2 protein-coding genes and 1 pseudogene are annotated in these 4,976 nt (G+C 24.4%); all 3 read left to right on the plus strand.

Features of this window, described 5'->3' with window-relative positions:
• Positions 1–1,194, plus strand: a 1,194-nt coding sequence (locus tag AJN70_RS08350) for a hypothetical protein (protein WP_261670002.1), incomplete at its 5' end; no start/stop codon positions are given.
• Positions 1,191–4,661: a hypothetical protein gene (locus AJN70_RS08355; RefSeq protein WP_070295690.1), complete on the plus strand. Its 3,471-nt coding sequence runs from the start codon at positions 1,191–1,193 to the stop codon at positions 4,659–4,661. The genes AJN70_RS08350 and AJN70_RS08355, both read left to right, overlap by 4 nt.
• A 17-nt stretch (positions 4,662–4,678) precedes the next feature.
• Positions 4,679–4,976, plus strand: a pseudogene (locus AJN70_RS09945) (hypothetical protein); the annotation flags it as partial.

The following is a 4,976-nucleotide window of genomic DNA, read 5'->3' on the forward strand; positions in this document are numbered from 1 at the left end:
TTAGATCAAGATAATACTATAAAACAAGATACACCTAGTTATTATTTTTCTCCTAAAGATGAAAGCAGTGGCAAAGGAAGACTTAGCATCTTTTATAAAAATGATGAACTTTGTTTGCTTAATTATTCTATTATAGAAAATTCTTTAAATATTAAATTAGAATGTTTAAGCAAACAAAGCTTAGAGTATAAAGACTTAATTTCAAACACTTTAAAAGAACAAAAAACCACACAAGTAGATAAAAAACAAGCTATAGCTAAACTTCATGCTCTTTTAGAAAATCAAAACCTAGAATGTATCCATGGAGGTAAAGTCATACTTAAATCAAACAAAGGAAAAACTTTTAAAGACAATAACATTCCTATAATACTAGAAAGTGATTTATTAAACTCTAGTATAGTAGCTTGTCCTAATACTATAGCAGGTGTAAGTGTTCCTTGTACTAAAGTTGTTAATGTAAAAGGATCCTTATCTCAAAAGAAAGTCAATAATGAATTTGCAATCTTACAAGAACTCATCTCAGCTTGTAAAACAGATAAAGGCTTTGCTTTAAAAGTAAGCTTTACTCCAAGTAAGTTTAAATTTGATCACAGCTTTGATCCTAAAGAGGGCTTAGGAGAACAAAGTAAAAATCAAATAGAGTTAAAAGAGCCTATAATAAGACTTCATTATAAAAGTGATAGATTTCAAAAAGATAATTTACCTATCTATAATCTTTTAATCAATAATGAAAAAAAAGAACAAGATAAGGCTTTAAATGAATTTAATATAGATTTAAAAGATTTAAAAGATATAGAGGATATAAATATTCTTAATCAATTCAAACAAGACTTTAGTAAAGATTATGAATTTAAAGAATTAAATCTTAGCTTTGATACTAATTTAATCAAACTTTATTTTATTATCCCAAAAAACATTGCTAAAGTTTATAAAAGTGCTTATAAGGAATTTGAAAATAAAGATTTAGGAGTAGGGTATTTTACACAGCTACATGAGTATGATAAAATCATCAAAAATGCTTTAGAAGATAATAAAGAATTAAACGAATATCATTTTAGTTTTTTAGCTCCTGCAAAAATGCAAAATTTAAAACTTCAAATCGCACAAGGACTAGATGAAATCTTAGAAGATGAAGATAGAAAACAAGAGTTTTATGTTTGTAAATTTGTGGTGGTAAATGGGGTTAAAATATGAAAATAAAAAATTTTACTTTAATTGCATCAAATCATAATTTAGAAATCGAGTTAAAAAATCTTACCAAAAATGCTAATAAAATTATTTTTATATGCAGTGATTTTGATGGATATAAAGAAGCTAAGAATTCTTTGTATAAGACACTACATACTATTGAAGATAATTTTAAAATTGATAATACAAAAACTTTTAAAATCATACATTTAAATCAAGCCAATAAAGACGAAATCACAAAAGAACAAAAATTTAGCTCTGATAAAAATTTATCTAGCATTAAAAAAATTATCTTTAATAATTTAAAACTTTTAAATAATGCAATTAATCAAAATGAAAATAAAACGCTCAATAAAATTATTGATGAAAACAATGTAGAAAATATTGAAAATTTTTTAAAAGAAATTCAAAAAGAATTAAATGCATTATTAAAAAATATCAAAGAATCTAACTATTTTGAGCAAGAAATTAAACCAAAAATACAACTTACTCTAGATACACTTTTTAATACACTTTTAAAAAATATTACTCAATCTAATGATGATGAATATAAGCAAATTATTAGAGCTATAGCAAAATTTTTTATCAACATATTAGATTCTGTAACCAATCTTAAAAAACCTGTCTCTTTAGTCAAAAAAAATCCTTATGTTTTTGTTGTAAATACATTATTTGAAGCTTATAATTCTTCTGCTGAGTATCAAGAGTATAAGGAACAAAAATATTATTATGATTTTGCTTATCCACTTTTAGAGCTTATTACTAGTAAGCTTTATCCTATTATCGCTTTGTGCAATGAAGAAATTTTATCTGATGTATTAATTATAGATGATAAAGTATTATTAGATTTTTCATCTTATTCTAATGCACCTTCTATTAGTCTTTATAAAAATAGTTTTTATAAAATTATTTTAGATGAAGAATTTCAAGGTATTTTTGATAATTTTTTAGAAAATAATCTAAAATTTGAAAATGAAAAATTAAATAATACGCTTTTAATGAATTCTAGTTTAAATAATTCTGACACAACATTAAAAAAAGCAATCAATTTAAATATCTCTAAACTCAATCATTTCTTTTATGCAGAATATCCTGATTTAAATTCTTCCATGCTAGTAGAAATGATATTAGATAAAAAAAATACTGATCAAATCAATACAACCAAAATGGGTAAAAATTATTTATTTATTACTAATCCACCACAGCTTAACAATGCAGGGCTTTGTGAGGACTTGTATCAAAAAAAATTAGGAGCAATAATAAAAAATCGCCCCAAAGCTCTTACAAAAAATGAAAAACTTGGATTAAAAGAGCAATTTTCTAGTAAAAGAGATTATAGCTCTTATTTTATAGAAAGAGATGTTAAAAAGGAAGATGATTTTATATTGCAACTTTGTCCTTTTGTGAAACTTGATGGACAGATTTATCAAAAATATAAAGGGTATTTTAATTTTTATAATCAAACATATTCTTGGGTCAAACTTTATTTATTAGAACATATAAACGAACGATTAGAATATGAAAAAGTTAAGCAAGATTTTGCTTATATTGATAGCTTTTTTAAATTGCCTAAAGAACTGGAAGAAATTAGCGAAAAAGAAAAAGAAAAAGTAGAAGAATATATTGGGCTTTTTAATGATTATTTAGACAATATCAATTCTCGCTATGACCAAATACAATCCAATCTTAACTCAGAACCATTAATGTTTAAAACATATGAAAATGTAGATTTTAAGAAATACTCACCTTTAACGGTTGTTTTATTGACTTTAACTTTGTATGTTTTACAAAAAGACTTAGCTTTTACGCAAGAATATTCTTTGGGATATAAATTGTTTCAGGCAAATATTGGTAATTACCAAAGGATTAAAATACCAAATTATTTTAATGAGTATATTTCATTTATCCCTGATGATATTTATTTTTATGATAATGATAAAAAAATTTATATCTTTTTATCTAAAGAATTAAATAAAAATAAAAAAGAAGATGAAGTTATTTATTTAGATGAATTAGCCAAAGCTATGTTTGAAAATGATTTTGAAGAAGAAGATCAAACTTATGTAAATTTTTTAAAAACCTTAAATGAAAGCTTTGATGAGGAGATTGAATTTGAAGAAAATATACAAACAGACAAAACTCTTCCTTCAAAAAAAGATTTAGATAAAAGCATTCAAGATATTATGCTTGATAAAGAACTTGCAAAATTATCCATAGATATTACTTTTTTTAATATCATTAAGCAACTTTTTCCTTTTACAGAATTTTTTATGAGTCAGCCTGATTTTTTTAAAAAAATGATTTTATTTTTTATAGATTCAAACTTAGATAAAAAGTATTATGGCAATAAATTATTTTCTAGTTTTAAAGCACATTTTTTTAAAGAACTAGGGATATTTTATGCACTTAGCCCTAAGGGGCGTTTTATAAAAATTAATCCAAAAAGTAAAAAATTACTCAATAAGCTTTTTTTATATCAAATAGGAACAAATTATTATTATTTTAATCAATTAGAATATGCAAGTGAATTAAAAAAGTCAAAAAGTTTTTCAAGATTGGATAAAGCTAAGCAAATTCATTTGATATCAAAAGTAAAAAAACAATTAGCTATTGATTTTTCTATTAAAATGAGTAAAGACTTGAGCGTGGATATATTAAAAAATTTAGCAGGATCTTTTATTGATACACTTTTGCCTACAAATTATGAAAGATTGAAAATTTTATATGAAAAACTAATGTATGAAAAATTTACTTACAATTATGATTTTCCTTTAGCTGTAAAAAAAGAAGAATATATAACCTATCCTTTATTGATAAATTCTAGATTTATGAGTTTTGATTTATCTGAGTTTATTTTTGGTTCTTTATTATGCACGGGTGGGCTTAATTATTATCCTAGTATTGCTTGTGCTACAACTTCAAGTGAAGCTAGAGAATTTGCCTTAAAAAGACTTTTATCTTATATTATTTTAGATGAGAAAAGAAGTGCTTTTAAGGAAGATAAAATCAATGAAGGCAAATATATCTTAAATGATAAGGAATTTTTTGAAAAAAACAATATAGAACTTAGAAATTGTAATATATATAAGCTAGAACATTTTCAAAGAAAAGAAGAGTATAAAATACAACACCCAGTGATAAAACAACACCCTATCTTAGCTTATAATGATGCTATACAAATTTTATATGAATATGCAAATGGGATTTATAATACCACTCAAGATGAAAGAGGTAAGTTCATAGAAGATAGGCAAAAGGCAAGAAGATTGATGGAGAATTTAGAAGCCATAGGACAACATAATTTAGAAGTGATGTATAAGGGGATAAATGAGGAATATGTTGATAATGAAAGAAATAGAAGAAAAGAAAAAGAAGATTTTAATGATATTAATAAATCCCAAGATTATTCTAATAAGTTTATAGGCAGACTAGCCACTACCATAATCATGGAAGATGGTTTATACATGGGTTAAATTAAGAAAGGATAAAAATGAGTGAAACTTACGAGATTTATACTTCTAATGGACTTATATTAGAAGTTGATAAAAATACAAATCAAATTATATTTGATAAAAGAAAAGATGGGCGTGAAGTAGGTAAATACACCCAAGAATATTCTAAAGCTTTGTTTGAAGCTGATCGTATATTAAGAACTTCTCCTTATATTAATTATCAACCCCAATACCTAGATCCTGAATTTCACACAGGGGAGAAATCTACTTTGCTTGAATTTAAAGATTGGCAAAGTATATATTTAAAAGATCCTATCAAAGGAGCTATAGCTCCTT

Origin of the sequence: Campylobacter sp. BCW_4341 (assembly GCF_001764255.1) — a bacterium.
Lineage (GTDB): Bacteria > Campylobacterota > Campylobacteria > Campylobacterales > Campylobacteraceae > Campylobacter_D > Campylobacter_D jejuni.